Below are 20275 nucleotides of genomic sequence, written 5' to 3'. Positions count from 1 at the left end.
GGATGCCGCTGGCACGGATCGGAGTATGTCGTTTGACACACTCCGATCGCAGGCGAGCGGGCCCCCAGAGATTTTTGTGGGGTCAATGGGTTCCGGGATTGGCCTTCAGATACGCCACTCGTTCCGGCAACCCTGTCCACTGCGGCTCATTCGGCGCGAAACGACTGCGCAGATAGGCGGCAAGATCACTGATCTGCGTGTCAGTGAGGCTGTCCTTGAAGCCGGGCATGTAGCCCAGGTCCCGCGTCGCCGGATTGGCAATGCCCTGTTGAATCACTTTGATCAGGTTGTCGGGCAAGGCACTGTGCACATTGGTGTTGGTGGCCAACGACGGGCTTACGCCGAACAATTTCGGGCCTTGACCATCGGCGTGACACCCCTGACAGGCACCTTCGAATACGCGCTGACCGTTGCTCAGCGACTGCACGGAAACACGGGGCTGCGGCTCGGGTGCGGCGGCCGATGCGGTCGCCGTTGCCGAGCCGTTCAGCGAGGCGAGGTAGACCGCCATCGCTCGCACGTCCGATTTGGGCAATTTCGACAATTCGGCCACCACCGGCCCCATCGGACCGGCCGCGACCCCGTGGGCATCGGAGTAGCCCGTACTGAGGTAATTGAACAATTGGTCTTCGGTCCAAGGCGTCGGTGCTTTCGACAGACCGTTGAGCGCGGGCGCTTCCCAGCCGTCCACTGTCCCCCCGGCAAGAAACGACGCACCGCCTTTTTCCGCGCCCATGACATTGCGCGGCGAATGGCACGCCGCACAATGGCCCAGACCGTTGACCAGGTACTGTCCGCGATTCCATTGCTCGCTGCGCTGGGGCTGAGCCTGCACTTCGCCGCTGCGCAGGAACAGCGCGTTCCAGCCAGCCATCAGCGGGCGCAGGCTAAAGGGGAAACGCAGGTCGTTGGCCGGTTGCACCTGTTTGACTGGCGCTTGGGCCATCAGGTAGGCGTACAGCGCCTGCATGTCCGCATCGTCGATATTGCGAAACGCCGTGTAAGGGAATGCCGGGTATAAATGCTTGCCGTCACGGCTGATGCCCTCGCGCATTGCCCGCTCGAAGGCCGGATAGGACCACTTGCCGATGCCGGTCTCAGGGTCGGGCGTGATGTTACTGCTGTACAAGGTGCCAAACGGCGTCTGCATCGCCAGCCCACCGGCATTCCTGATACCGCCTGGCGCAGTGTGGCAGACCGCACAGTCGCCAGCCGCAGCAAGTAAACGGCCACGCTCGAGCGTCGCGGCCGACCAGGTGTCTGCGGCAGGTGGCGTGATGGGGGCGATTTCAGCGCGCCAAGGCAACGCCGTCGCAGCCATGCCCAGTGCCGCACCCAATGCCGCGAACAACGAACCGAACAGCCATTTCGAGCGCTTGGCCTTGGGGGATGCCGGTGGTGCGCCATTGGCCGCGTCCCCGGCACTTTTCAACGCCGCGAGGACGCGTTCAGGGGTGATGGGCAACTCGCGAAAACGGATGCCGGTGGCGTCATAAATGGCGTTGGCAATGGCCGCAGCGCTCGGCACCGATGCCGACTCCCCCGCCCCCATCGGCGGTTCGGTCTGGCGCGGCATCATCATGACGTCGACCTTCGGCACCTCCGGGAAGGTCAGAATCGGATAGCCGCCCCATTCCTTGCTGGCAATGGTGGACTCCTCGAACGTCACCCGTTCCTTGAGCACACGACTGGTGGATTGAATCACGTTGCCGTGGATCTGGTGCTGAACCCCAGCGGGGTTGACCATCATTCCGGCATCGTGACCGATCACCACCCGCGTGACCGACACATCGCCGGTGTGCCGGTCAACGGCGACGTCCGCGACCCAGGCCGCCCACGCTGCGCCGAACCCGGGAAACTTGCTGTGGATGTAGCGCGCATAGGCAAAGCCCCGTCCGCGTAGCACGCCATCCTGTTCCGGCGTCTGCATCGGCTGCGTGCGCGGCGACCACTGCGCCCGCTCGGCGGTGGCCTTGACCAGATCCGATGCCCGGTCATCGTGCAGATAACGCAGCCGGTACTCCACGGGGTCGACGCCGGCAGCGAAGGCCAACTCATCGATGTACGATTCATGGGCAAAGGTGTTGGGCAAGGCCGACACACCGCGCATCCAGGATGCCCGCACGATGGGCGCCATGTCATTGATGGTCACCCGCATGTGGTCGATGTCGTACGGCGGAATCGAGGTGCGATCCCCCATCTCGAACATCACCGGCACCGGTTCGACCCGCCCGGTCAGCAGCAATGCCAACGTGGGCGAGTTGTTCGAGGGGTAGCTGGAGGTGAAGTCGTAAGCGGCGACACCGCCGTTGCCGTCGAGGCCGCCATCGACCTCCATCAGTTGCGCCGTCCCCTTCGGTTCCCACGCATGTTCCTGTTCGCGGGTCAGTTGGACGCGCACCGGACGGCCAACAGCCTTGGACAGCAATACCGCATCGGCGCACACGTCGTCCGCGCAGTTACGGCCGTAACAGCCCGCGGCCTCCATGCGAATGATCTCGATCCGCTCTTCCGGACACTCCAGCAGCCAGGCGATATCGGCCCGCAGCATGTGGGGGTTCTGGGTGCCGGACCAGATGCGGATGCCGTCTTCACGGTAGTCCGCCAGGCCACAGGACGGTCCGATCGAGCCGTGGATCTGGTAGGGCCACAGGTAAGTGCGGGTCATCCGCTCGCTGGCTTCAGCCAGGGCCTGGTCGACATCGCCCTTGTCCAGCACCACCCGTTGCACGCGCGGGTTGTCGCGGATGGCCTGTTCGATATCCGTCATATCCGGCGCCAGATGCCGCCAGGGCTTCCAACTGACGCTCAGCGCCTCGGCGGCTTTGACGGCCTGCTCTTCACGCATCGCCACCACGCCAACGAAATCGCCGATCACCACGACCTTGACGATGCCGGGAATGTGCGCAATGGACGACTCGTCGACGCTCAGCAAGCTGGTGCCTACGAACTCGCCGGTGTCGTAACCGGCATAGGGCGGGCGAACGACCCGGCCGTGGAGCATGTCCGGCAGACGCATGTCATGAACGTAGGTCAATTCGCCGGTGGCCTTTCCGGGAATGTCCACCCGCGCCGCCACGGTGCCGACCAGCTTGTAGTCTTCGAGGCGCTTGAGCGGTGCGTCGCCTGAGATGCGCAGCTCGATGTGCTGATCGACCAGCAACTCCCCAAAGGCCACCGCCCGCCCATCGCCGCCTTTGATCACGCCTTGCTCGATCCCCAATGTTTCAGCGCCGACGCCCCAGCGCTCAGCGGCTTTGTTCAAAAGGAAGCGTCGGGCCTCGGCCGCCGCATTGCGCAACGGGATGGCGGAAATCTGCAGGGTCGCGCTAGCAATCGTCGCACCTTGGTTCGGGGCGCGTTCGGTATCGCCCAGCACCATCGTGACCTGGTCCATCCGCAGGTCCAGTTCCTCGGCGACGATTTGCGCCAGCGAGGTCCGAATGCCGGTCCCCAGGTCCACATGGCCGTTGAACGCGTAGACCGTGCTGTCGTCGTTGATGGCGATGAACAACCCCAGCTCCTTGGGCTTGACCGTAGGCGTGCCGCCCTTGGCGACCGGGCCTGATGGCGGAAGGATGTCGTCGACCACGAGCAGAACGCCGTTCTTGGCCAACAGGAAATCGCGGGTGGGCAGGGTCTGGGTCATGAGAGACGGGTCCGTTCAGAGCGGGTGGCGGGCGGCCCGCATGACCGCACGCAGAATTTCGATGTGAGTGCCGCAACGGCACAGGTTCGCCGAGAGCTCGCTGCGGATCTCGGCTTCGCTGGGGTGCGGGTTGCGGTCGAGCAAGGCCTTGGCCGTCATGATCATGCCGTTCATGCAATAGCCGCATTGCGCGGCCTGCTCGTCGATGAACGCCTGCTGCACCGGATGAGGGCAATCGCGGGAACCGATCCCCTCCAAGGTGGTGATGTCTCGTCCCTGCGCACCCGCAAGCGGGAATACACATGAGCGGGCCGCGACACCGTCGATGATCACCGTGCACGCACCGCACTCGCCCAGACCACAGCCGTATTTCGGGCCGTTGAGCTGTAGGTCGTTGCGCAGCACCAGCAGCAGCGGCGTGTCCCCCATGGCGGTGACCGAGGTGGCCTGGCCATTGACTTGGAGCGTCAGGGTCATCTCCCCCGCTGCCTGTTGATCGCTCATTGCATTTCCTCGAGTGTTACTGACGGCGCACGGCTTTTAATGAAGTATTCACTTCATGAAAAGCGAGCAGGAAATGTGCCAGTGGGGAAATTGCTGTAGGAAAAGGGAGTTCTGCAGTGAAAGGGTTTTCCGTTCGCTACGCGGCAACCCCCGAACCTATCAGTGCCCCTGCGTCTTGGGCAGGAGCGGGTCGAGGGCGTTCAGCGGTGAGCGTTCGTGCGGCGTGAGATGCCGACAGGCGCTGGAGGGAGGCGCCTACTCTTCTGGCTCGTCGATCAATTTGCGCAGCAAAAACAACACCGCTACACGCTCTGCCGGGTTGAGCCGACTGAGGGTGATTTCGCTGATCTGCGCCGCGCGCGGTACGGTTTCCTGCACCAACTGCAGGCCGCTGGCGGTGAGGCTGCAGATGACTTTGCGCCGGTCCTGAGGGTCTGGATCGAGACTGATCAGATCACGGGCCTTGAGGCGGTCGACGATACCGCGGATGGTCGCCTGATCGACGGCGGTGGCCTTGACCAGTTCGGTCTGGGAACTCGGACCATGGTCGCGGAGGGCACACAGCGTCACGAACTGCACGGCCGTCAGCTGCGAATCGCCGACATTCTGTTGGAAAATCGCCAGATGCCGCTGGTAAGCCTTGCGCAGTAAATGGCCCACCTGCTCAGAAAAGGTGTAGGACTTATCGTGATTGGAAAGGTTGTCAGTGGACACGGATGACTCGTTCGGCGACCTGTAGGGAGTGGTGAGTACATTAACGGGTGCGAGCACTTAAAGGGAGTCTTACGAGCCGCCCGGATCGCGACCGCGAAAGTGCGCACACGTCCCTCGATCCAGGCTCGGCTGCACGCCGTGTCTCAGGCCTTCGAAGCCTCCGGCGCCACTACATCCCCCGCCAATACCACCGCCTGGTCATCCAGGTAGATGTCGCAATGGCGCAGCGGAATGTCCAGGTGGCATGGGGTCTTGCGGGTGCCGCCGACTTCGGTGTTCGGCCCGGTGGAGAACAGGAAGTTGCCATAGAACGCTCGCGCGTCCATGCACATGCCGTCGTTCTTGTCGTGCAGACCCATGGCCGTCCACTGCGCACGCGGCTGCAAGCCCCAGCCAATGTGGGAAATGCCGTAGACCTCCGGGTCGTTGAAATACTTCATGTAATCGCGCAGGTATTCCGCTTCGAACCCGCCGTGAATGCGGGTGATGAAACCCTTTTCGATCTCCAGCGTGATCTGCTCGCGGGAGTAGGTCTTGAACGGCAGCACGATATCGCCCACGTCAATGACCAGCGTTCCTTCCGCCGTTTCTTCGTTGGGCCAGGAAAACAAAAAGCCGCTGGGCCAATGATCCCACCGCCCCGGCTCGTCAGCGAAACCGTATTCGGTCACCGACGGGTACTGCCCCAACTGCGCGCGGAAATCGCTGCCCGCACGGGACTTCACATGGATCGAACGCGCGGACTTCAACACGCGCTCCGCTGCCAACACTCGCTCTTTGTCAGCCAGCGTCGGCAGCATCCGCGCCAGCACTTCAGGCGGCTCCACGGCGAGCAGAATGCGCGTGCCGGTCTTGAGAATCTGTTCCTGCTCGGGCGAGTGCAACAGCATCATGGTGTCGACGATCAAGTCGGCCGCCTCCAGCGCCCGCTGCGCAGCGAGATTCCCGGTCAGCGCAGTGTCGCCGCAGTAGGCGGTCATGTCGTTGCCCATTGCTTTGGGGTGGTTGAACGATGGCAACTCCACCGCGTACACCTTCGCGCCGAGGCGCTGAGCGGCGTCCATCGCCGCGCGCACCGTCCGCGCATCGGAATAGTGGCTCTTGAGTACCGCCACGCTCTGGGTGCTGTCGACTTTCGACAGACTCAGCACGTGCTCGAACATCTGGGTCAATTCGCAATCGCTAACCGGCATTTTCGTCTCCTCGTCATTGAGCTGCTTGCCCACTGCACCATTGCAAGGCATGGCGCTTCAGACTAGTGCATTTTTTAAAGCGTACACACTGATTAGAAGCGATAAGACATCAATTGATGCGAGGCTGCAATAGGCACGCCACTTTGTTACCTATCTACTCAGACCTCGTATTTACAGGGTTTATAAAGGTGACATGCCTGTTTGCGACGTCGTGGCGTCTTTTTTGAATTAGCTATTCACTTTTAAAAAAATCAGCGTATACACTTAAAAAACGCAATATGGCGATGACATGTTTCGTCACCCGCCATTCGATGATCACGCCATTCAAAGGAAGCGCGCCATGCCAACCACGCAAAAAATCGCCATCGTCGGAGCCGGTCTGGGAGGCGCTGCTGCCGCCACACTGTTGCAACAAGCGGGCTTTGAAGTGGACGTCTATGAGCAAGCGCCTGCGTTCTCGCGCATCGGTGCCGGGATCCACATGGGTCCGAACATCATGAAAATCTTCCGCCGGATGGGCATCGAGCAACACTTGAGCGACATGGGCTCGCATCCGGACTTCTGGTTCAGCCGAGAAGGCGCCACCGGCGACTATCTTTCACGCATCAAACTGGGCGAATTCTCCCGCAAGGAGTACGGGGCGGCCTACATCACCGTGCACCGTGGCGACTTGCACGCGCTGCAGATGTCGACGCTGGCGCCAGGCAGCGTGCACTTCAGCAAATGCCTCACCAGCCTTGAAGAACGCGATCAGTCCGTACGCCTGAACTTCGCCGACGGCACCCACGCCGAGGCGGATATCGTGATCGGTGCCGATGGCATCAACTCGAAAATCCGCGAGGAATTGCTCGGTGTCGAAAAACCGCTGTACAGCGGTTGGGTCGCTCACCGTGCCCTGATCCGCAGCGATGTGCTGACCAAGTACAACCTGGACTTCGAGAACTGCGTGAAGTGGTGGAGCGAGGATCGTCACATGATGGTCTATCACACCACGGGCAAACGCGACGAGTATTACTACGTAACCGGCGTGCCGCATCCGGCGTGGGACTTCGACGGTAATTTCGTCGACAGCAGCCAGGAAGAAATGTACGAAGCCTTCGCCGGTTACCACCCCACCGTCCAGGCGCTGATCGAATCCACCGAGACGGTGACCAAGTGGCCCCTGCTCAACCGCAACCCGCTGCCGCTCTGGAGCCGCGGACGTCTGGTGCTGCTGGGCGATGCATGCCATCCGATGAAGCCTCACATGGCTCAGGGCGCAGGCATGGCCATTGAAGACGCCGCGATGTTGACCCGCTGCCTACAGGAAACCGGGCTGACCGATTACAGCACCGCCTTCACCCTCTACGAAGCCAACCGGAAGGAACGGGCGTCCCGCGTACAGGCGGTCTCCAATGCCAACACCTGGCTGCGCACTCAGGAAGACCCCGCCTGGGTGTTCGGCTACGACCTGTACGCTCAGCCACTGAAATCGGGGGTGGCGGCATGAGTACGTTCATGGGTGGCGGCAACGTGCACGCCAACGGCATCCGCCAGCATTACCTGCGCTACGGCGGCACCCAGCACGCTGGCAAGCCGGCGCTGATCCTGATTCCCGGCATCACCAGCCCGGCAGTCACCTGGGGGTTCGTTGCCGAAACGCTGGGCGAACAGTTCGACACTTACGTGCTGGATGCCCGGGGACGCGGCCTGTCTTCCACCGGTCCGGACCTGGATTACAGCGTCGACACCTGCGCCGATGACATCAGCGCCTTCGCCGAAGCGATGGGCATCGCGAGCTATCATTTGGTCGGCCATTCGATGGGCGCACGCTTTGCGGTACGGACCTCGGTGCGCAACGCCAAATGTCTGAAAAGCCTGGTGCTGATCGATCCACCCGTCTCCGGGCCCGGCCGTCGGGAGTACCCCTCGAAGCTACCGTGGTACGTCGATTCGATCCGACAGTCGCAGACTGGCATGAATGCCGATGAGATGCGCGCGTTCTGCCCGACCTGGACCGAGGAACAATTGCAATTGCGCGCCGAGTGGCTGCACACCTGCTACGAGCCGGCCATCGTGCGGGCATTCAACGATTTCCACGACGTGGACTTCCACCGCGACCTGCCGCACCTGCCCGTGCCTGCCCTGCTGATCGTGGCCGGTCGCGGGGGCGTGATTCTGCCGGAAGACGAAGCCGAGATTCGGCAGTTGCAACCGAAGATTCTGATCGCTCGAGTGGAAAACGCCGGGCACATGATCCCGTGGGACAACCTGCCTGGCTTCTTCGCAGCGTTCGGGGATTTTCTCGGCGCATCGCTGATTTGAGGTCCTGGTCCCTCCGGGCAACGAAACCTGCTTCAGCTTCCACGCCGTATTCCCAAGGAGAACGGAATGAGTGAACAACAAACCGCCACTGCCAATTATCAGGGCGTATGGGGTAATCGCATCGGCTTCGGGAAAAAACCCGCGCTGTTGATGATCGACTTCATGCAAGGCTACACCCGACCCGATGCACCGCTTTTCGCGCCGGGGGTGGTCAGCGCCGTCGCCGAAAGCGTGGCGCTGTTGGCCAGTGCACGGGAACATGGCATTCCCGTGGTGCACACCAACATCCGCTACCACCCGACGCACTTCGCTGATGGCGGCATGTGGGTGAAGAAAGCGCCAGTGATGAAGGACATGGTCGAAGGCAATCCGTTGGCGGCGTTTTGCGAAGAGGTCCTGCCGTTGCCGGAGGAAGTGGTGATCAGCAAACAGTACGCCAGCTCGTTTTTCGGCACTTCCCTGGCATCGATGCTCCATGCCCAAGGCATCGACACCGTGGTGCTGGCTGGCTGCTCGACCAGCGGCTGCATCCGCGCGACGGCGGTGGATGCCGTCCAACACGGGTTTCGGACCATTGTCGTGCGCGAATGCGTGGGCGACCGTCACCCCGACCCGCATGAGGCGAACCTGTTCGACATCGACAGCAAATACGGGGATGTGGTGAGCAAGCAGGAAGCGATTCAGCAGCTCAGCCAATAGCGTGGAATTTCGTCAGGAGCGCGCTTGCCCGCGACAGCCGTCGGTTTGTCACCCTTGCGATGGATGCCACCCCGTCATCGCCGACATGCGCGCTCCCGCAAAAAGCTGCCCCCATTAGAACCCGGCCACAGAGCACGGGTCGCGCAACCGGATGCGCACACCACTGGACAGCGTGCGCCGTCCAGTCTTCTGACACTGCCTTTGGAAGTCGCCATTCGGTGCTTGCCAAAGCACTTGATGTGCGGCTAACAAAAACCATAAAGGGCCGTATGAGAACGCAGCGAACACAGGCACTATCACCTGCCACTGCGTTCACCGGCCACAGGCACGATGCGACGATCGCGGTTCGCACCGAGCCTGTAATTGCCAGGAGATAACCCATGCCCTCTGCGAATGTAGAAACCTCCGTGGCCAGCGCCGCGGATCCGATCAAAGCGCTTTATCACAAGATCACCTGGAAGCTCATTCCCTTCCTGTGTTTCTGCTACCTGGCCGCCTACCTGGACCGCATCAACATCGGTTTCGCCAAGCTGCAGATGCTCGACCAGTTGCACTTCAGCGAAACCGCCTTCGGCCTGGGTGCCGGGCTGTTCTTCGTCGGTTACATCTTGTTCGAAGTGCCGAGCAACCTGGTGTTGGAGAGAGTGGGCGCCAAGATCTGGATCGCCCGGATCATGATCACCTGGGGCGCCTTGTCGGTGTGTACCCTGTTCGTCACCACACCGATGCAATTCTATGTGCTGCGCTTTTTCCTGGGCGCTGCGGAAGCCGGATTTCTGCCAGGCGTCTTGTTCTACCTGACCACGTGGTTTCCGACCTACCGCCGCGGCCGCATCATTGCGCTGTTCATGATCGGCTTGCCGTTGTCGAGTGTCATCGGGGGGCCGCTGTCAGGCTGGATCATGGGCCATTTCGACCAAGCGGCCGGGTTGCGCGGCTGGCAGTGGCTGTTCCTGATCGAAGGCATACCCAGCGTGCTGCTGGGCATCCTGACGTTCTGGGCTTTGCCCAACGCGCCAAAAGACGCCAAGTGGCTGAGCACTCAGGAGCAAACCCTGCTGGATGGTGAGCTGCGCCTGGACGATGCGGAGGGCAAAGACAGCAAGCACACGTTTCGCGACGGCTTCTTCAACCTGAAGGTGTGGATGCTCGGCGGCATCGACTTTTCGATCCTGCTCAGCGCCTACGCCATGGGTTTCTGGATGCCCACCTTCATCAAGAACGCCGGCGTGACCGATACGTTTCACATTGGCGTGCTGACGGCCCTGCCCAGTGTCGCCGCGCTGATCGGGATGCTGATGATCGGTGCCAGCTCGGATCGCCGCCGCGAGCGTCGCTGGCACATCATCCTGCCCTTCTGGGTCGGCGCTGTCGCCATGGCCGCCAGCCCGTTCTTCACCCACAACGTGGTGGCGACCGTGGCATTGTTCGCCATCGCCTCGGCGGCCATCATCGGCGCGGTACCGGTGTTCTTCAGCCTGCCTGCGACCTTCCTCAAGGGCCGCGCTGCAGCGACCGGTTTTGCCCTGGCATGCTCATTGGCCAACATCGCCGGTTTGGTCAGCAACTCGATGATGGGCATCGCCATCGACGTGACGGGCAGCAGCGCGGGAGCGCTGTGGTTCTTCGCCGGCTGCCTGGTGCTGAGCAGCCTGCTGGTGGTGGCGCTGCCTGCGAAGGTCGTCAACCGCTGAAAGTTGGGTGGGACGGCGTCTGGCCGAAGGTTGTCGGCGAGACGCGCCCCCACCGTTTTCAGCCCCCTTCCCTTCCCGAACCCTGGAACCCACCCATGCAGGCATTCCTCAAACGCTGCGCCCTGGCCCTCTCCCTGGGCCTGTCCGCCACCTCGTTGCAGGCGGCGGAAAAAGTTATTTTCGACACCGATTTCAACGTGCTCAACGACGATGGGCAGGCCTTCATCATGCTCGCGCAATTGCACGCGCAGAAGCGCATCGACCTGCTTGGCATGACCCTGGTCAGCGGCAACGCCTGGGTCGATCAGGAACAGGTCGATGCGCTCAAGGCCGTCGAGCGTATGGGAGTGGAGAAGGACATCGGCGTATATTCCGGCGCGGCATACCCGCTGCTGCACGACTTCGCCACCTACGAGCAGGAAAAAGCACTGTTCGGTGCAGGATGGCCGGGGGCGTTCAAACATCCCCGCCCCACGTCGCCCGCGCAGTTGGTTGCACCGCCAGACGGCTTGGCCAGTCACACCCGCTTGCGAGATGAATCGGCCACTCAATTCATCATCGACAGCGTGAAGAAGAACCCGCACCAAGTGACGATCCTCGCCGTCGGCCCGCTGACGAACCTCGCGCTGGCCATTCGCAGTGCGCCGGAAATCGTGCCGCTGATCAAGCGCATCGTGTACATGGGGGGCGCCATCGAAATTCCCGGCAACACCACGCCCGCCGCGGAGTTCAACTGGTGGTTCGACCCCGAAGCGGCGAAGATCGTCCTGCGCTCACCGATCGAGCATGTGGTATTCCCCAACGACGTGTGTGAGAAGGTCACCTTCGATGCGTCGATCTACAAGCGGATCGTGGCCAAGCCCGGTGTCATTCCCGACCTGTACAAAGCCGTCCTCGGTCCGGCATTCGACAAGGACCCCCATTATCAGAGCTTCACCTGGGACAGCCTGCCTGCCCTGTACCTCGTGTATCCGGAGTTGGTCACCGCTTCCAAGGACTTGAATCTGGACATCGATACCCACTTCGGCCCGGATTACGGCCGCTCGCTGGGCTACGCGAAAGGCGCCCCGGTGGGCACCCAGAAAGCCAAGGTGGTGTATGCGGTGGATCAGAAAAAATTCTGGGACGAGTACGTCAACCTGGTCACCCTGCCGGTGCCGGTCAAGCGCTGAGGCGTGTCGGCACGGCTGGCTCAACCCACCAGCGCGATCAATTGCTGGCGCTGCGCATCGGTCAACAACGGCCCCTGCGCGGCGGTGGCGTTCTCCTTCATGTACTTCGGGTTTCCAGTACCAGGAATCGCACAGGTCACCGCCGGATGAGCGATGAGAAACTTCAGCGCCAGTTGGGCCCAACTGCTGGCTTGCACCTCCCCCGCCCACCCCGGCAAGGGCTTGCCCCGCAAGCGCCCGAGCAACTCGCCACCGCCAAACGGCCGGTTGCAGATGACGGCCACCCCGCGGTCCCGGCACAGGGGCAACAACCGCGACTCAACCGCGCGGTCATCCAGCGCGTAATTGATCTGCAGAAAGTCCAGTGGCTCGGCTTTGATGACCGCTTCGACTTCGTCATACGCCGACGGGGTGTAATGGGTGATGCCGATGTAGCGAATACGGCCCTGTTCCTTCCATTGGCGCAATGTCGGCAGGTGGGCTTTCCAGTCCAGCAGGTTATGGATCTGCATCAGGTCGATGCGATCTGTCTGCAGCAGCCGAAACGACGCCTCCATCTGCGCAATGCCCGCTTGAGCGCCACGGGTCCAGACTTTGGTGGCGAGAAAGGCGGGCGAGCGTGGCCGGTGGATCGCCAGCAACTCTCCTGTGGTCTGTTCGGCTCGCCCGTACATGGGCGAGCTGTCGACCACCGTTCCGCCGGCCTTGAACAACTCGGACAGCACCTCAGGCAGCGCCTGATACGCTGGGTCACCGGGCGCTACGTCGAAACCGCGATAGGTGCCGACACCGATCATCGGCAATGGCTCTGCGCTGGAGGGAATGTCTCGGGTCAACATGTTCCGGGCTCCTGTGCTGTTGCCTGAAGGTTTTATTCGTTCGTCAGCCATGACCGGCAGTGCGTCGAACGCCAACGCCGCCGAGACCCCCGCAGCCACTCTCAGCAAACGTCGACGGGTAAACAGCGCCGAGTCCCTCATGACCGTGCCTCCTGATCGGACAATGACTGATCGACCCTCCGCTGTCGGCATCGGTTCAACCGCCCATCGGCCCACAGGCACAGGACGATGGAACACTGCGCGCGAGCACGCGTCACACGTTATGCACAGACCCAGGAGGCCCGAAATGAAGACAGTGATCACCCTCAAGGAACTTGCCGAAGCGGATTTGCGCCCCTACAAGGAAGTCTGGCTGACCTCTGCCGAAGCGCTCACGGAGAGCGGCCATAGGGAAGACGAAATGTGCCTGTGGCGCTCGAACCAAGCCTACACCCACGACATGCTCAGCGAAGGTACCCACGACCAGAACCTGCACGGTGTCTGGCTGGTGGTGGATGACATCGACGACCCGGACCAGGTTATCGAGATCGAAGACACGGTGCGCCAGCGCTTGAACACGCTGAATTTACAAGGTGAGTTCTACCCGGCAGAGACCGGTGACGGGCTCGCTTCGATCGGCTGATGCGTTACGGGACGACCGCCCGGCCCAGGCTGCTGCCTTTCGACGCAAGGTTGATCATTGCCGTTTGACGAACGACGCGGCAGTTGCCAGGACTTGCCTGGTGCCGGAGTTTCCGACCAAGCGTCCACCACCCGCTTGTCACCCGAGAAACTCCGGCGTATAAATGAGTAACTACTCACTCAATTCCTGATTTCCCATGGCTCGTCCCAAAAGCGAAGACAAGCGTACTGCACTCGTGAAATCCGCTGTTCGCGTTTTCGCCGAACAGGGCCTCGGCGCACCGACCTCCAGGATTGCCAAAGGCGCGGGTGTATCCGAAGGCACGCTCTTCAACTACTTCGAGACCAAGGACGACCTCCTCAATCAGGTGTATCTGGACGTCAAAGCGCAACTGCGCGATGCCATGATTCCGGGTTACCCGAAAGATCAAGACCTCAAACGCCGCTTGCACCATGCCTGGCACACCTACGTCAACTGGGGCGTGGCCCACCCTCTCGAACGCAAAGCGATGGCTCTGCTGATGATGTGCGACCGCCTGACCGAAGCGAGCCGACGGTCTGGAAGCGAGGCGTTCGGCGACATTCAGCGCCACATGCAAGAAGGCACCACCCGCGGCGTGCTGCGGGATCAGCCCACGGCGTTCATCGCCGCGATCATGCGGTCGCTGGCAGAAACCACCATGGACTTCATGACCAACGAACCGGAGCACGCCGAGCGCTACTGCGACGCAGGCTTCGAGGCTTACTGGAATGCAATTGCAAAGGACTGATAGATGTGCTTTTAAATGAGTGATTACTTACTCATAACCTTATTCACCTGCTAGGAGTTCATCATGTCTAAAGTCTGGTTAGTCACTGGCAGCGCCAGTGGCCTTGGCCGCCACATTGCCGAAGCCGTGCTGCAATCAGGCGACTGCCTGCTCGCCGCCGCCCGTCAAATCGATCGCCTTGAGGATCTCAAGCAATGCTACCCGTCGCGCATCCTTCCATTTGAACTGGATGTCACCGACGCCTCCGCCGCCAAGGCGGCGGTAGACGCAGCGGTGTCGACCTTTGGCCGGCTGGATGTGCTGGTCAACAACGCGGGCTTCGGTCACATGTTGCCGTTCGAGCAAATCGCCGACGCGGACTTCCGCCTGGAATTCGAGACGAACTTTTTCGGCGTGGTGAATCTGTGCCGAGCCGCCGTCCCGGTCTTGCGGGAACAGGGGGCGGGCCGGATCGTACAGATTTCCTCGGTCGGTGGACGGATGGCCACGGTGGGCTTGAGCGCCTATCAGTCGGCCAAATGGGCGGTGGGCGGTTTCTCTGATGTGCTCGCTGCAGAGCTCAAGCCACTGGGCGTGCACGTGACCACCCTGGAGCCTGGCGGCATGCGCACCCAATGGGCCGTCCGTGCCCGCGGCAGCGACGTGCCCTACATGTCGGCGTATGAACAGAACGTCGGCCAGATGCGTGCCTTGTTACGGACGATCATGGGCAACGAAAACAGCGACCCTGAGCGGGTCGCCCAAGTGATTCTCAAGCTCGTCGAACACCCCCAGCCACCGCTGCGTCTGCTCTTGGGAAGCGATGCGCGGCACTACCTGGCACCCGTAGAGGCGAACAGGGCCGACACCGCCGAGCGCTGGAAAGAGGTCAGTGAATCGGTAGATTTCAGTTGCGTCGGGCCCGTGCCCGCCTTACCCGAAAGCTGACAGCCGCTGCGCACTGCGCCAAACGGAATACGGCAGCGCCGTCCAGCCCGTGCAGTCAAACAACACGGCCGAGGGACGCGTCGCCGCTCAGCCGTGTTGCGGGGAAGCGGGACCGCCTCACTTCTTCAAGGCGTCGTACGCCTCTAGCGCATGCATCGAGTAAATGTAGGCCGCACCTGCGTTCAGGGAGATGGCGGTCGCCAGGGCCGCGGCCACTTCTTCTCGAGTGGCCCCCGCCGCGATGGCGGCTTCGGAGTGGGCCCCGATACAGCCGTCGCAACGGGTAGTGATCGCCACCGCGATGGAAATCAGCTCGCGGGTCTTGGCGTCGAGGACATTGTTCTCCGCGGCGGCATCGCCCAGCGCCATGTAGGCCTTGACCATTTTCGGGTTGGATTTGGACAGTGAACCGAAGGATTTCTTGATGGTGGAAACGAGGTCGGGCCAATTGCTGAACATGGTGGTATCTCCTGAGAGCGGCGACTAGACTGCGCCGGGAACACGACCAGTTTCCCTCCGTTGCGCTGGTGGAACTTGCCTGTTTTACTCATTTTTTTGTTCGAACGTCTCATATGAACGCGATCGACACGCTCATTACCCTCGCGGATGTCCGGGGCAGCCTTGATCTGCGCTGCCAGTTTCAGGGCGACTGGGCGCTGGATCATCCCCCCGAAGCCCCGGGTACCGCGCCTTATCACATTGTCCTGGCAGGTGAATGCCACGTTGAATTGCCAGACCGTCGCGACGTGAAGCTGGTGGCGGGCGACATCCTCGTGCTACCGGGAGGCGCGGCCCATGCCCTTCGCAGCCCTGGGAAGCGGGTCATGCCGTCAGTGCCGCGCAGAGAGCCCGGTGGTTTGTTGGAGGTCAAGCGATTCGGCGACGGCGCCGATCTCGATTTGCTGTGCGGCAGCTTCCACTACCAACAGGGTTCCATGCTGTTCTCGGCGCTGCCCGATCACGTGTTGATTTCGACTCACGCACTGGGCACAGAGCACGCGCTTGGCGCGCTGGTCGCCTTGCTGCGCAGCGAAGCCGATACGGATCAGGCGGGCGGCCAATACATGGTCAATGCGCTGACCTCGGCGCTGTTCACGCTGGTCCTGCGTGCCCATCTGGCTCAGTCGCCCCAGGGCAATGGCAGCCTGGCCTTGTTGAGCGACCGCCGTCTGAGCCGCGCCTGGCAGGCGATGCTCGCCAACCCTGCCCACCAATGGACCGTCGAAGGCCTGGCGGAACTGGCGACCATGTCCCGCGCAACGTTCATGCGCACGTTCAGCAAGGTCAGCGGCAGCTCACCCTGGGTCCTGTTGACCCAAGTGCGGATGCAGATGGCGTTCGGGCTGCTCAGCCGGTCGCGCAGCGGGTTGAGCGACATCGCCGCTGAAGTGGGCTATCAATCACAAGCGGCATTCGCCAAAGTGTTCAAAGACACCTATGGCCTGGCGCCGGGGCAGATGCGGCGCAGTCTGGCGAGCGTTAAATCGGGGTGATGGGTGCCACCTCGGCCATGGCCTGGCACCGACGCGTCACCCCGGCGCTTTGACCCCCAACCTCTTCCACATCGGTTTGGTGATCCGTTGGGTGTTCTTGTACCCGGCCCACGGGTCGGCCTTGAGCTTGCGCAGCCGTTTGAGCACATTGCCGATGTTCCACTGCGCAGAAGATTTCAGGCCAGTGAGCTCCTCTCGGGTCACCGGCACCGACACCGGAAGGCCCGGACGTGCGCGGGCGGAATAAGCGGCCACGGTACTCGCTCCCCGTGAGTTACGCAGGTAATCGATGAAGATCTTGCCCACGCGATTCTTGGGGCCGGAGGTGGCGGTGAAGCGTTCAGGCAGTTGTTGGGAGATGAACTGTGCCAGCGCCTTGGCGAAGGCTTTGACGGTCTCCCAGTCGGCCTTGCGCGCCAGCGGGACGACGATGTGCATGCCTTTGCCGCCACTGGTCTTGATGTACGCATCCAGCCCTATTTCATCCAACACCGACAAGGTCAATTGCGTCGCTTCGATCATGCTGCGCCATGGCAAGGCGGGGTCCGGGTCCAAGTCCAGGACAAAGTGGTCAGGCAACTCGATCTTGTCGTAGGTCGCGCCCCACGTGTGCAGCTCCACCGTGCCCATCTGCGCTGCGCCCACCAGGGCCTGCACACTGTCGATCTCCATCAACCGTGCGTGGCCGGGGTCAAGCGAAGGATCGAGCTGCTTGATATGAGGAATGGCCAGCCGATCGGCATGCTTCTGAAAGAACTGCTCGCCCTCCACGCCCTCCGGGCAACGCAACAACGCAACTGGCCGGTGATCCAGATGAGGCAGGATCCAGTCGGCGACTGACTCGTAATAATGCGCCAGATCGATCTTGTGCAAGCCGCTCTGGCTGTCGATGACCCGGTCGGGATGACTGATCGGGACGCCCGCCACCTCGATCTTGTCTTTGCCTGAGCGCTTGCCCGCGGGCTTGGCCTGCTCGGTGGACGCTTTCGTCTTGCCTGAGGCTGACTTTCCGGCGCGGGGCTTGAACGGGGCTTTGATGTCCTTCGGCGTTCTGGGGTATTCGTGCACCACTTCACTCGCGGGCTTATCGTTGCGCAACGCAATGAACGAGGCGTGGCGGATGATCCCTTCGCGGGTCCATTCGCTGAACTGGACTTCGCCCACCCACGACGGCTTGACCCAGTGCACCCCCTTCGCCTGGGCGCTGGTGAGTTTCTTCGCCAGAGGTGAGGTGTCCTGTTCCATCGCCTTCAGGCGTTCGGCCATTTCGCCAAGCATTTTCTGGTTGAAACCGGTGCCCACTCGACCTGCATACACCAACCCGGCCCCCTCTTCGTTGACCGCCAGCAGCAGCGCGCCGAAGCCGCTGCGAGTGCCTTGGGGCTGGGTGAACCCGACGATCACGAACTCCTGACGCAACGTGCACTTGAGTTTGATCCAGTCCGGGCTGCGGCGAGATTGGTAGGCGCTGCCCGCCCGCTTGCCAATCACCCCTTCCAAGGACAGCGAGCAGGCGCTCTCGATGATGTCCCGGTGGCTGGCAGAGAACGCCTCAGAAAAGCGCAACGGGCCTTTTTTCTGTTTACCCAGCAGCTTTTTTAGGGCCGCACGGCGCTCTTCCACCGGCCGCTCTCGGATGTCCTCGCCATTGATGAACGGCACGTCGAACAGGTAATACACGATGTCGTTACTGCGGCCGCGGTCGAATGCGTTTTGCAAGGCCTGAAAATCCGGCAGGCCGTCGTCGTTGAGCACCACCGCTTCGCCGTCGAGCCAGCCATCACCCAGGTTCAGCTCGCTGATGGCCTTGGCTTGCAGGGGCAGACGGTCGGTCCAGTCATGGCCATTGCGGGTGATCATCCGCACCTCACCACCGATGATCCTTGCCAGGATCCGGTAGCCGTCGTACTTGATTTCGTACAGCCACTCGCCCTCTGGCGGCGTGTCCATGAGGGTGGCCAGTTGCGGCGAAAACTTTTCTGGAACAGGCGATGAACCGGCCGACGAGGATCGGGGCGACGCCGTGTTGCCGGACGCCTTCTTCTCCGCTGCCGCTGGTGCGGCGGCGGCCGTCTTACGCTTGTTCGTCTTGGCTGTCGCGCGCTTGTCACCCACCGTGGCGCCACTGACCACGCTCAGCGGCTTGTCCACCACAATGTCGTAATCGTCGGCTGACCGCACGGCGCTGTCTTTCTCCTTGATCAACAGCCACTGTTCCTTGTCGCCGCTGCCAGGCAAGTGAGTGCGCACCAGCGCCCAATCCCCGGTGAGCTTTTCACCGATCAGGGTAAATTTGAGTTTGCCAGCCTTGTACGTCTCGCGGGGGTCGCCATGGGGCTGCCAGACGCCGCGGTCCCAAACGATCACATCCCCGCCGCCGTATTGGCCTTCCGGGATGTGGCCCTCGAAGCTGCCGTAATCCAGCGGATGGTCTTCAACGTGAACGGCAAGGCGCTTGTTTTTGGGGTCCAGACTAGGCCCCTTGGGGACCGCCCAGCTCTTGAGGGTGCCGTCCAGCTCCAGGCGAAAGTCGTAATGCAGGTTGCGGGCGTCGTGCTTGTGAACCACGAAGGTCAATGCGCGGCCCTTCTCGTCACTGGCCGAGACGTCGGATTCGGGGGGCTCGGATGTGATGTCGAAGTTGCGCTTGCGGGCGTATTCACTCACGGGTCTGGCCATGGTCGATTCAACCTCTGCACCGTTATTTCAAAGAGCCGTTTCACAGAGCCGTTTCACAGATCGATGCCAACGCACGGCTGTACGCAAGGCTTCGTCCGTCAGGACGCTTTGGTGGTTTTCTTCCTGGCCGGCGCTCGTCGTTTGGTGGGGCCTGCCTCGTCGGCGGCTGCCTTGCTTTTGCCGGCAGATTTGGTCTTGGCCTCTGCCTTGGAAGAGCCTCCACGGCTGCCCAGACTGCGCTTGAGCAATTCGGTCAAATCAATGACATCAGCGGATTTGCGCTCGTCCTCACCGGCGTCGGTTTCCACATCTTCGATCTTGCCTTCCCGGGCCTTGGTTTCAACCAGCGCCATGATCTGTTCCTGAAAACGATCGCGGTACTCGTCGGCGTCCGGTGTCCAATCGGCGCTCATGTCCTTGACCAGCCGCTTGGCCATGTCCAACTCGCTTTTATTGAGCTTCGCGTCGGTCACTTCCTTGGGCAATTCGAGACTGTCCAGCCCACGCACCTCGGCAGGCCATCGCAGCAGCACCAGCATGATCGCCGAGTCCAGCGGCATCACGGCGGCCAGGTGCTGGCTGGTGCGGATCACCACATGGGCCAGTGCCACCTTGCCGGTGTCCACTAACGTCTGCCGTAAGAGAGCGTAGACCTTCTCGCCGCGTTTGTCGGGTGCCAGGAAGTACGGGGTATCGATGTTCTGCAGGGGGATGTCCGCGCTGTCGACAAAGCCGAAAATATCGATGGTCTGAGTCGAGCGTGGGTGGGCGGCGCGAATTTCATCTTCGCTGATCACCACATAACGGCCCTTCTCGTGCTCCACGCCCTTGACGATATTTTCCTTGGTCACTTCCTTGCCGGTGACTTTGTTGACCCGCTTGTAGCCGACCGGGTCCATGCTGCGCTTGTCCAGCCAGTCGAAATCGACCCCTTGATGGGACGTTGCCGACACCAGCGCCACCGGTATGTGCACCAGTCCGAAGCTGATCGCGCCCTTCCAGATTGCCCGAGCCATT

Annotated in this window: 17 protein-coding genes; 9 read left to right on the top strand and 8 right to left on the bottom strand. The window is 61.8% G+C overall.

The window, feature by feature from the left end; all coding sequences use genetic code 11:
* Positions 1–82: 82 nt before the first annotated feature.
* From N5D61_RS03145 to N5D61_RS03130, 4 genes are all read right to left on the bottom strand, one after another.
* The gene (locus N5D61_RS03145) at positions 83–3649 is read right to left on the bottom strand and encodes a molybdopterin cofactor-binding domain-containing protein (protein WP_279890753.1); all 3567 of its coding nucleotides are present in this window, start codon (positions 3647–3649) and stop codon (positions 83–85) included.
* Positions 3650–3664: 15 nt separating this feature from the next.
* Positions 3665–4153 carry a (2Fe-2S)-binding protein gene (locus tag N5D61_RS03140; protein WP_108576229.1) on the bottom strand — a complete coding sequence of 163 codons (489 nt, stop codon included), beginning with the start codon at positions 4151–4153 and terminating at the stop codon, positions 3665–3667.
* 255 nt (positions 4154–4408) lie between these two features.
* Positions 4409–4867 carry a MarR family transcriptional regulator gene (locus tag N5D61_RS03135; protein ID WP_279890747.1) on the bottom strand — a complete coding sequence of 153 codons (459 nt, stop codon included), beginning with the start codon at positions 4865–4867 and terminating at the stop codon, positions 4409–4411.
* 143 nt (positions 4868–5010) lie between these two features.
* Positions 5011–6060 carry a 2,5-dihydroxypyridine 5,6-dioxygenase gene (locus N5D61_RS03130; protein ID WP_279890745.1) on the bottom strand — a complete coding sequence of 350 codons (1050 nt, stop codon included), beginning with the start codon at positions 6058–6060 and terminating at the stop codon, positions 5011–5013.
* Between the two features lie 340 nt (positions 6061–6400).
* Between N5D61_RS03130 and N5D61_RS03125 the strand changes: the two genes are divergently transcribed.
* The 5 genes from N5D61_RS03125 (at position 6401) to N5D61_RS03105 (ending at position 11929) form a co-directional block, all read left to right on the top strand.
* Positions 6401–7549: an FAD-dependent monooxygenase gene (locus tag N5D61_RS03125; RefSeq protein ID WP_108240638.1), complete on the top strand. Its 1149-nt coding sequence runs from the start codon at positions 6401–6403 to the stop codon at positions 7547–7549.
* Entirely contained in the window at positions 7546–8364 is an 819-nt protein-coding gene (locus N5D61_RS03120) for an alpha/beta hydrolase (RefSeq protein ID WP_279890743.1), read from the top strand. The genes N5D61_RS03125 and N5D61_RS03120 overlap by 4 nt, the downstream gene beginning before the upstream one ends.
* Positions 8365–8430: 66 nt before the next feature.
* Positions 8431–9063, top strand: a complete 633-nt coding sequence (locus tag N5D61_RS03115; RefSeq protein WP_279890740.1) for an N-carbamoylsarcosine amidohydrolase — start codon at positions 8431–8433, stop codon at positions 9061–9063.
* A gap of 380 nt (positions 9064–9443) precedes the next feature.
* Positions 9444–10757 (top strand): MFS transporter, encoded by a 1314-nt coding sequence (locus N5D61_RS03110; RefSeq protein WP_108240635.1) that lies wholly within the window; start codon positions 9444–9446, stop codon positions 10755–10757.
* 95 nt (positions 10758–10852) lie between these two features.
* Entirely contained in the window at positions 10853–11929 is a 1077-nt protein-coding gene (locus tag N5D61_RS03105) for a nucleoside hydrolase (protein ID WP_279890737.1), read from the top strand.
* Between the two features lie 20 nt (positions 11930–11949).
* Here N5D61_RS03105 and N5D61_RS03100 read toward each other — a convergent pair whose 3' ends face one another.
* Positions 11950–12768 (bottom strand): aldo/keto reductase, encoded by an 819-nt coding sequence (locus N5D61_RS03100; RefSeq protein ID WP_347881573.1) that lies wholly within the window; start codon positions 12766–12768, stop codon positions 11950–11952.
* A 286-nt stretch (positions 12769–13054) separates the two neighbouring features.
* Here N5D61_RS03100 and N5D61_RS03095 point away from each other — a divergent pair, with 286 nt between their 5' ends.
* From N5D61_RS03095 to N5D61_RS03085, 3 genes are all read left to right on the top strand, one after another.
* Complete coding sequence (locus N5D61_RS03095) at positions 13055–13390, top strand: hypothetical protein (RefSeq protein ID WP_108239167.1); 336 nt, start codon at positions 13055–13057, stop codon at positions 13388–13390.
* 196 nt (positions 13391–13586) lie between these two features.
* Positions 13587–14159, top strand: coding sequence for a TetR/AcrR family transcriptional regulator (locus tag N5D61_RS03090; protein WP_279890732.1), 573 nt, complete (start codon positions 13587–13589; stop codon positions 14157–14159).
* A 63-nt stretch (positions 14160–14222) separates the two neighbouring features.
* Positions 14223–15086: an SDR family NAD(P)-dependent oxidoreductase gene (locus N5D61_RS03085; protein WP_279890731.1), complete on the top strand. Its 864-nt coding sequence runs from the start codon at positions 14223–14225 to the stop codon at positions 15084–15086.
* A 117-nt stretch (positions 15087–15203) separates the two neighbouring features.
* On the opposite strand, the gene N5D61_RS03080 is transcribed toward N5D61_RS03085, so the two are convergent.
* On the bottom strand, positions 15204–15545 hold the full coding sequence (locus N5D61_RS03080; protein ID WP_108239170.1) for a carboxymuconolactone decarboxylase family protein: 342 nt from the start codon (positions 15543–15545) through the stop codon (positions 15204–15206).
* A gap of 113 nt (positions 15546–15658) precedes the next feature.
* Between N5D61_RS03080 and N5D61_RS03075 the strand changes: the two genes are divergently transcribed.
* Positions 15659–16579, top strand: coding sequence for an AraC family transcriptional regulator (locus N5D61_RS03075; RefSeq protein ID WP_108239171.1), 921 nt, complete (start codon positions 15659–15661; stop codon positions 16577–16579).
* A gap of 36 nt (positions 16580–16615) precedes the next feature.
* Here the strand turns inward: N5D61_RS03075 and ligD are convergent, their stop codons facing one another.
* Entirely contained in the window at positions 16616–19258 is a 2643-nt protein-coding gene (ligD, locus tag N5D61_RS03070; RefSeq protein ID WP_108239172.1) for a DNA ligase D, read from the bottom strand.
* A 98-nt stretch (positions 19259–19356) separates the two neighbouring features.
* Positions 19357–20274, bottom strand: coding sequence for a Ku protein (locus N5D61_RS03065; RefSeq protein ID WP_108239173.1), 918 nt, complete (start codon positions 20272–20274; stop codon positions 19357–19359).
* Between the last annotated feature and the right edge of the window lies 1 nt (position 20275).

The sequence above is a fragment of the Pseudomonas sp. GD03842 genome, assembly GCF_029841165.1.
Classification (GTDB): Bacteria; Pseudomonadota; Gammaproteobacteria; order Pseudomonadales; family Pseudomonadaceae; genus Aquipseudomonas.
Note: the sequence above shows the minus strand (reverse complement) of the source record. Positions and strands in the feature narration are given on the sequence as shown.

What these genes read in the sequence shown, in the direction of transcription:
- N5D61_RS03115 (WP_279890740.1), top strand. Translation starts at nt 8,431, where the DNA reads ATGAGTGAACAACAAACCGCCACTGCCAATTATCAGGGCGTATGGGGT.
- N5D61_RS03145 (WP_279890753.1), bottom strand. Translation starts at nt 3,649, where the DNA reads ATGACCCAGACCCTGCCCACCCGCGATTTCCTGTTGGCCAAGAACGGC.
- N5D61_RS03105 (WP_279890737.1), top strand. Translation starts at nt 10,853, where the DNA reads ATGCAGGCATTCCTCAAACGCTGCGCCCTGGCCCTCTCCCTGGGCCTG.
- N5D61_RS03110 (WP_108240635.1), top strand. Translation starts at nt 9,444, where the DNA reads ATGCCCTCTGCGAATGTAGAAACCTCCGTGGCCAGCGCCGCGGATCCG.
- N5D61_RS03130 (WP_279890745.1), bottom strand. Translation starts at nt 6,060, where the DNA reads ATGCCGGTTAGCGATTGCGAATTGACCCAGATGTTCGAGCACGTGCTG.
- N5D61_RS03140 (WP_108576229.1), bottom strand. Translation starts at nt 4,153, where the DNA reads ATGAGCGATCAACAGGCAGCGGGGGAGATGACCCTGACGCTCCAAGTC.
- N5D61_RS03085 (WP_279890731.1), top strand. Translation starts at nt 14,223, where the DNA reads ATGTCTAAAGTCTGGTTAGTCACTGGCAGCGCCAGTGGCCTTGGCCGC.
- N5D61_RS03080 (WP_108239170.1), bottom strand. Translation starts at nt 15,545, where the DNA reads ATGTTCAGCAATTGGCCCGACCTCGTTTCCACCATCAAGAAATCCTTC.
- N5D61_RS03120 (WP_279890743.1), top strand. Translation starts at nt 7,546, where the DNA reads ATGAGTACGTTCATGGGTGGCGGCAACGTGCACGCCAACGGCATCCGC.
- N5D61_RS03065 (WP_108239173.1), bottom strand. Translation starts at nt 20,274, where the DNA reads ATGGCTCGGGCAATCTGGAAGGGCGCGATCAGCTTCGGACTGGTGCAC.
- ligD (WP_108239172.1), bottom strand. Translation starts at nt 19,258, where the DNA reads ATGGCCAGACCCGTGAGTGAATACGCCCGCAAGCGCAACTTCGACATC.
- N5D61_RS03125 (WP_108240638.1), top strand. Translation starts at nt 6,401, where the DNA reads ATGCCAACCACGCAAAAAATCGCCATCGTCGGAGCCGGTCTGGGAGGC.
- N5D61_RS03090 (WP_279890732.1), top strand. Translation starts at nt 13,587, where the DNA reads ATGGCTCGTCCCAAAAGCGAAGACAAGCGTACTGCACTCGTGAAATCC.
- N5D61_RS03095 (WP_108239167.1), top strand. Translation starts at nt 13,055, where the DNA reads ATGAAGACAGTGATCACCCTCAAGGAACTTGCCGAAGCGGATTTGCGC.
- N5D61_RS03100 (WP_347881573.1), bottom strand. Translation starts at nt 12,768, where the DNA reads ATGTTGACCCGAGACATTCCCTCCAGCGCAGAGCCATTGCCGATGATC.
- N5D61_RS03075 (WP_108239171.1), top strand. Translation starts at nt 15,659, where the DNA reads ATGAACGCGATCGACACGCTCATTACCCTCGCGGATGTCCGGGGCAGC.